Below are 7,227 nucleotides of genomic sequence, written 5' to 3' on the forward strand. Positions count from 1 at the left end.
AATATCCTGCTTGCGAATAGACTGCCGCAGTTTTTTCATTCGCCGCTTGCGCTCTGTGATCGGCATGGTACACGCTTGATGAATCGCGGAGGCAACCTGCTGGACATGGAACGGGTTCACAAGGATGGCCCCATTTTGCAGTTGAGAAGCTGCTCCGGCAAATTCACTCAGAATCAGCACTCCGTCATTATCCACGTTCGTCACGCAGTATTCTTTGGCGATCAAGTTCATACCATCTTTGAGCGGCGTGATGAGCGCCACATCAGCCGCGCGGTAATACCCCAGAAGCTCGTCAGGAGCGAGAGAACGGAAGATATAATGGATGGGGACCCAGCCCGGTTTGGTAAACTCACCGTTGATGGCCCCCACAAGCCGTTCGATTTCTGCACGCAACCGGCGGTACTGCGCAACGCCTGTTCTGCTGGGCACTACAACCTGGATCAGCGTGGTCTTGCCCACCAGGTCGGGATACTCCCTTAATGCCTCACGGAATGCCTGCAGCCGGTGGGGAATCCCCTTCGTGTAGTCAAGCCGATCCACTCCCAGCAGGATCTTACAGTCGGCCAATGTTTTGCGGATCCCATCCTTGACTGCCAGGACTTCTTTAGAGCCTGCCCGGCGAACAAAAGACCGATAATCAATGGAAATGGGGAAATCCCCAATCCGCACGAATCGGTCGTTGACCTGCCCCACAACCACGCGACCACGTCCGTGCCATTTCACGTCCGGCATCAGTGCACGGAAACAATCCAGCAGGTTTCGGCGATCCCGCGCTGTCTGCACCCCCAGGAGATCAAATCGGAGAAGGGCCTTGAGAATCTCCAACCGCCAGGGAATTTTCAGAAAGACGTCGAGCGGCGGAAAGGGAATGTGAAGGAAAAAAGCCACATAGCTGTTCACCCCCAGAGCACGCAACTCCTGGGCCACCAGCATGAGCTGATAATCGTGTACCCAGACGAAATAATCGGGTTGTGATTCTGCGGCGATGGCCTCCGCGTACTTGTGGTTGACCTGCTGGTAGGCCTGCCAATATGTGGGATCGAAATTAGCCAAGGTAGGGAATTCATGGAATAAGGGCCAGATAACTTCGTTGGAGAACCCCTCGTAGAAAAGTCGTTGTTCCCGACGGGACAATCCAACTGGTGCAATGCGGTAGCCGAGGTCGCGGCCTGCGCGATCGAGGAGCTCACCGAGATTCGGGGCCGCTTTTTCCTGGGGAATGCCCGGCCAGCCAATCCACACTCCCCCTCTGTTCCGCAACACCGGGGCCAGGGCCGTCACCAGACCGCCGCTGCCGCGGTCGAGCCGCCAGGTCCCGCTCCGTTCTCGGGTGAGTCTGAGAGGCAAACGATTGGAAACGATGAGCAACCGTTGACCTTTTTTATTGCCGGTCATGATCTCCTCCTTTCCTCGCAGCGTTCAGCCAGCGATGAAGGAAGTCGTGAACTTCCCCTTCATTTTCCAGACGAACGTCTGCGTACGTCTCCCGTGGCGTCGGACTGACGAGCACACTCAGCCCCGCTTCTCCTAGAGCACGAAAGGCATCCTCGTCCGTTCGATCGTCTCCCAGAAAAGCCACCACCGTTCTCCGATCCCCCAGTTCCTGAAGAATTCCCCGCACGGCGTCCCCTTTTGTAGGTCCCGGTATCTGGAGTTCCACTCCAAGATGGAAGGCTTTCCTCTCCAAAAGGCCGCTGGGATCCTGCCGATGGAGAAAGTCCGCGATTGACCGCTGCAGCCGTTCCACCTCCTGGTCAGGCAGGCCGCGGAAGTGGATCGCGAGGCATCCCACTTTCCGTTCCATCCGCACATGCGGCCATTCTCGAGAAAGCTCTGTTCTAATTGTGTCGAGGAGTTGCTCGGCGTGTGGATCCGGTTCCCACACCCACCGTCGGCCGTCCGGAAAAAGCCGCTCGCGGCCATGACTGCCCCAGATTTCCACTCCTGAGAGGGGAAGAAGAACCGTGAGGTCCTCAGCCAGCCGTCCGGTCACCACAATCACTCGGGTTCCTTCTCGCTGAATGTCCCCCAAAAGGGCAGGAACCCAGGAATAGGGAACGGCTTTTCGTGGGTCCTCACAAAAAGGTGCCAAGGTTCCGTCGTAATCGCAAAGGAGAACCCCCTGAGCCCCTTGTGCCAGCGAGTCGAAAATCGCTGGCAATTTGTGAGGGTTTTTCAGGATCTCCATTGGGTCGTGTCAATCCTTTCGATTTCGCGGCGGAGCAGGGCCACCATCAAGGTCAGATGGTCGCGTGCCAGCCGAGTCATGAGGAAATTTTCTCGCACGTACTTCCGCCCTTTCTCGCCCATACGCTGGGCCTGATCAGGGCGTTCCAGGAGATAGCGAATTCGCATGGCGGCCCCCTCCGGAGAACTCACCAGGAAACCGGTGTGGTGGTTGATCACCTGGAGTCGGATTCCCCCTGCATTCCCCCCAATCACCGGTTTGCCTTTCCAGAGAGCTTCGGTCACCGTCAGCCCAAATCCCTCCCGGGTAGACTTCTGAAGGACAATCGTGGCCAGTCGCTGAAAGGCGTTAACAATGCGGTGGGCATCACTGGGAAGTTCCAAAACGTGGATGTTGGGATCGCCCGCGGCTGCCGCGCGAACTTCCGCAAGGACCATGCCGCCCTCGGGATCGTCGGTAGCTCCACCTCCCGCCAGCACGAGTTGAACAGACGGGAAAAACCGCTTGGTGATCTGGTACGCGCGGATAACGCCAAGCGGATCCTTGAAGCGATCAAATCGCGACACCTGAACAAGCAAGGGACGCCCTCTGTCCAGGTTGAAATCGCTGGCTACTGCGTCAATGAAATCCTCCGAGAGGTCACAGTTTTTTCCACTGAACGGGTCGATCGCTGGAGCAATCAGGTATTGCGGGTGAGGAAGTGCCCGGGCAAAGTCGGGGAGGGAAAAGATGCTGGCATCGTAGTCTTTCAGAAATTGACGCAGGTACCGCCACACGATTCGGTCCGGATGACTGGCGTCGATGTGACACCGCCAAATCCATTTCCCCTTCCGCTCAGGAAAGTGCCGAATGAGCGCTGCCGGCTGCGGATCATGGATAAACACCACATCCGCTTCCTTGAGCACGGGAGCCAACCGCTCGGCATTTTCCGCGTTGACCTGTTCGTAAACCGCCAGATCGTGTTCGCTGGGTCGATCCACGGCGCCCTGAAGACAGTTATGGAATTTTTTGGTGCAGGTGAAAAACGCCGCGTTCCCCTCGATCACATGCCATTCCGCATTGACGCCAAGTTCGTGGAGGAGAGGAACCAACTGATTGAGAATCTCAGCGACCCCTCCACCCACTCTTGTCGAGTTGACGTGGACGACTTTCATCCCCTTGAGTGGCTCAGCCAACTGTCGTAACTGGGCCACCGCGTCGGGACCAGCAACCTCTGCGTAGCGTTCAAGAAGTTCCGTCATACCTTCTCCACATGCAAGAAAGATTGGAATGCATTGATCAACTGTGAGCGCAAATCGGTCAGACTGCCGAAATACGGATCAATTTCAGACAGAGCATGCCTTAAAGGCTCATAACCCTCCCCTAACCCCTCCAGCCAGGCCGAGAAGTCGTCGCAGCAGATTGGAGATCGCCGCCTCGCGTCGATGACATGGTAAAACACCGAGCCCGGCGAAAGCTCCGGCAGCAAGGCCGCCAGGTCCTCCACGGTCTCCGCCCGACGTCCCGTATCGAACACCACGATTTGGGCTCGCAGGAAATAAAACGGCCGGGTGGCGGGGATCCACGCCAGCCACTCCTTCTGTTCGATTCTCTGCTCGATCAGCTCAATGATTTCGCCGCGAAGGACCTCCAGGTCGCTATAATCCGCCGGATCAATGATCGCCAGCAATTCTGCCAAAACTTCGTCTCGGATTTCCCGATACACCCAAACCGCGAAGTCGTTTTTGAACTCCGGGTCGTCAAACCGAGGCTGAAGCAAAGCACCCCAGAAATGATGGTAGATGCACTCGGTCGGCGCCATGGCCAGCGCCGCTTTGAACTCACTGAGATTGCTCGCCCTGAGCCCTGTTGAGAGAGGAATCAGTGCGCAGTCTTTGACAATGAAAGTCATTCTGGTTATCTCCTTTTCCAGTTGTCTTCACCGCTGGTGGCGCAACACTCGAGAATGGATTTTCTCGGGGATGGCTACCCAAACGATGCACATTCGTTCCCGCGTGGATCATGCAAGCGTTCAGAGTGCCGCCGGCCACCGGCGCCGCTGCGGAGGGCGCCTGTTACGGTGAATATACGTGCGAGGCTCTCCACCGACCACCTACCGCTTTGGGTGAGTGATCTGAATAGACATGAAGAGGTCTAATATTTGCGGCATGAGCCGAAAACGATAACACTTTTTTGCCAAACTGTTGCCCTGACCTTTATTTTGGGCCCCAAGATCGGCCGAGTCAAGCCTACTGAGACTTTCGCCGCGGTTTCCAGACCGCAATGTGGTGAATAGACGTCCGGTCCGCCGCGAGGTAAATTAAACCGTTTACGCGGCCATTCACAACTCCGATCGCTTTGGCAAACTGCCATTCCGAAGGGCGTCCGCACTGAGAAAGAGTCCGCATCGCAACCATTTGGAGGAAACACGGACATGAACATGGATGCGCTTGTAGCACTGTGCAAACGGAGGGGGTTTCTTTTCCAATCCAGCGAAATTTACGGAGGAATTAACGGTTTCTGGGACTACGGTCCGCTGGGGGTGGAGCTCAAACGCAATATCCGCGAGGCATGGTGGTACGACAACGTGACCTCTCACAACGAACTTGTCGTGCCGCCGGGTGCCCCGTCCGCGTTCCAAATGGTGGGCATCGACTCCACCATTATCATGCATCCCCAGGTGTGGAAATGCTCCGGACATTACGACCTTTTTCATGATTACATGGTGGATTGCCGGGAAACCAAAAAACGTTACCGCTACGACCAGGTTCAGGGAAGATGGGTAGAATACAACGGTCAGCGAATTTTTGTGACTACCGAGGCTGTCGGTGAGGAAGCGCTGGCCGACGTGGAACACAAGGCCCTTCGCTTCTTCAATCTTCGCACCAAGGAGGCCGACCGGCTCGCCTGGCATTCGCCGCTCGTGTCGCTCACCACGGTAGAAGATTTTTCGCAGGTGCTTGCCCCGGACGCCAAAACCCTGGGCACACTCACGCCTCCCCGCGAGTTCAATCTGATGTTTAAAACCTATGTTGGCGCCTTAAGTGGTGAGGAAAACGTGGCTTTTCTCCGTCCAGAAACGGCACAGGGCATTTTTGTAAATTTCAAAAATGTACTAGACAGCACCCGCGTAAAAATCCCTTTTGGAATTGCCCAAATGGGCAAGAGTTTTCGGAACGAAATCACGCCAAGATACTTCACGTTCCGGTCGCGGGAGTTCGAACAGATGGAAATCGAATTTTTCTGCCGACCGGAGACTTCTCGGGCCTGGTATGAATACTGGCGGCAGCGTCGATTCAACTGGTACATCAGTTTGGGCCTTGCCAGCGAACGGTTGCGCCTTCGGGATCATTCGCCAGACGAATTGAGTCACTACTCCTGCGGCACGGCAGACGTGGAATATGCTTTTCCTTTCCTTGCCCCGGGAGATTTCGGTGAACTTGAGGGCATCGCCCACCGTGGTGATTTCGATCTGCGAAGTCATATGGAGGGCAAACTCATCCGAAAGGGCAATGAACTGGTGGTGGAGCTCGGGCCGGACGGTCAGCCCAAGTATCGCGGCAGCGGGAAAGATCTTACCTATTTCGATGAAGAAACTCGGGAAAGATTTATCCCACACGTGATTGAACCCTCGGCCGGGGCAGACCGGGCTGCGCTGGCTTTTCTGTGCGAGGCCTACGCCGAGGACATGGTGCCCGACGAGAAAGGCGTTCCCACAAAACGGGTGGTGCTTCGTCTCCACCCCAGGCTGGCCCCCATCAAAGTTGCCGTGTTTCCCCTGGTCAAGAAAGACGGCATGCCCGAAATTGCCCAGCGGATTTACGCCGAACTGAAACCGCACTTCAATTGCTTTTACGACGAGAAAGGGGCTGTGGGGAGACGCTACCGGCGTCAGGACGAGATCGGCACACCCTACTGCATCACGGTGGACAGCCAAACCCTTCAGGATGATACCGTCACGGTGAGGGATCGCGATACCCTCCGGCAGTGGAGAATCAAGGCGGATGACTGTGTGGAGGTGATCCGCGGGTTGATTCGCGGCACGTACACTGTTCCTGAATGAAGTAGTCAAAAAAGCCACAGCCAAACTTACTTGGCGTGCAGGTCGCCCCCGCTTTATGGGTATTCGGCAGGCGCCGGACAGGTTCCGGTGCTTAACGGCCATTTTCTCCGGTTGACCAGAATCGCCCGGCTATTCGTGTTTCGTCTATTTGTGTTTCGTGGGCGTGCCTGGCGTGCCACGCGCTCAATCGCGGCCACAAGGTCGGCGATGCTTCCAGGTCCTCTCGTGCCTCTGATCTTCCGTGCACTTGTGGCTTCTGGCGCTATTAGTTAGTGGAGGAAAATAACAGGTGGATTTGTTTTCAGATTGGCTCCCGGCTGAAAAAAGGTTACTCATGCGAAGAACCGTTCCGATCGCCTTTCTCGTCGTTGTGTTGGCAGGTGCCTCCGCGTTTGCCGGTAGTTCCGCACAACCTGTCGAGCCCTTTGACAGCGACCAGGAGTTCAGCATCCGCAATCGGATCGACGAACTCATGGCGGCGAAATGGAAAGAGCAGGGCATCACGCCCGCTTTCATCTGTTCAGATGCGGTTTTTCTCAGGAGGGTGTACCTCGACCTGATTGGTACGCTGCCCACGGAAGACGAAGCGAGGAAGTTTCTGGAAGATCGCGATCCGCAAAAGCGGGAAAAGTTGATTGACGAGTTGCTCAATCGGCCGGAGTACGCGGATTACTGGACCATGCGATGGGGAGATATTCTTCGTATCAAGGCCGAGTTCCCCATCAACCTTTGGCCCAACGCTGTGCAAGCCTACAATCGGTGGCTCTATTCGTCGCTGGCCCGAAATAAACCCTACGATCAGTTTGTGCGGGAGCTTCTCACGTCGAGTGGCAGCAACTTTCGTGTGGGACCTGTCAATTTTTATCGGGCAACTCAAGACCGAAGTCCCAAAGGTATTGCCCAGGTTGTTGCACTGACTTTCATGGGTGTTCGGGCAGACCAATGGCCGGAGGAAAAGCTCGAAGGGATGGCAGCCTTTTTCTCGCAGATCAGCTTT

At 56.0% G+C, this 7,227-nt stretch carries 6 protein-coding genes; 2 read left to right on the plus strand and 4 right to left on the minus strand.

Annotated features, from left to right (window positions below; translation table 11 throughout):
* The 4 genes from H5U08_RS06455 to H5U08_RS06470 form a co-directional block, all read right to left on the minus strand.
* A partial coding sequence (locus H5U08_RS06455) for a trehalose-6-phosphate synthase (protein WP_297031411.1) occupies positions 1–1,395 on the minus strand: 1,395 nt, incomplete at its 3' end.
* Positions 1,382–2,188 carry a trehalose-phosphatase gene (gene otsB / locus H5U08_RS06460; protein WP_297031412.1) on the minus strand — a complete coding sequence of 269 codons (807 nt, stop codon included), beginning with the start codon at positions 2,186–2,188 and terminating at the stop codon, positions 1,382–1,384. The genes H5U08_RS06455 and otsB, both read right to left, overlap by 14 nt.
* The gene (locus tag H5U08_RS06465) at positions 2,176–3,429 is read right to left on the minus strand and encodes a glycosyltransferase (protein ID WP_297031414.1); all 1,254 of its coding nucleotides are present in this window, start codon (positions 3,427–3,429) and stop codon (positions 2,176–2,178) included. The genes otsB and H5U08_RS06465 overlap by 13 nt, the downstream gene beginning before the upstream one ends.
* Positions 3,426–4,079, minus strand: coding sequence for a DUF5752 family protein (locus H5U08_RS06470; RefSeq protein WP_297031416.1), 654 nt, complete (start codon positions 4,077–4,079; stop codon positions 3,426–3,428). The genes H5U08_RS06465 and H5U08_RS06470 overlap by 4 nt, the downstream gene beginning before the upstream one ends.
* Positions 4,080–4,607: 528 nt before the next feature.
* Between H5U08_RS06470 and H5U08_RS06475 the strand changes: the two genes are divergently transcribed.
* Together H5U08_RS06475 and H5U08_RS06480 are read left to right on the plus strand one after the other, a co-directional pair.
* Entirely contained in the window at positions 4,608–6,230 is a 1,623-nt protein-coding gene (locus tag H5U08_RS06475; RefSeq protein WP_297031420.1) for a glycine--tRNA ligase, read from the plus strand.
* Positions 6,231–6,564: 334 nt separating this feature from the next.
* Positions 6,565–7,227, plus strand: a 663-nt coding sequence (locus H5U08_RS06480) for a DUF1549 domain-containing protein (RefSeq protein WP_297031418.1), incomplete at its 3' end; no start/stop codon positions are given.

Source organism: Thermogutta sp., assembly GCF_014359955.1.
In the GTDB taxonomy this organism is placed as follows: Bacteria; Planctomycetota; Planctomycetia; order Pirellulales; family Thermoguttaceae; genus Thermogutta.

What these genes read in the sequence shown, in the direction of transcription:
- otsB (WP_297031412.1), bottom strand. Translation starts at nt 2,188, where the DNA reads ATGGAGATCCTGAAAAACCCTCACAAATTGCCAGCGATTTTCGACTCG.
- H5U08_RS06465 (WP_297031414.1), bottom strand. Translation starts at nt 3,429, where the DNA reads ATGACGGAACTTCTTGAACGCTACGCAGAGGTTGCTGGTCCCGACGCG.
- H5U08_RS06470 (WP_297031416.1), bottom strand. Translation starts at nt 4,079, where the DNA reads ATGACTTTCATTGTCAAAGACTGCGCACTGATTCCTCTCTCAACAGGG.
- H5U08_RS06475 (WP_297031420.1), top strand. Translation starts at nt 4,608, where the DNA reads ATGGATGCGCTTGTAGCACTGTGCAAACGGAGGGGGTTTCTTTTCCAA.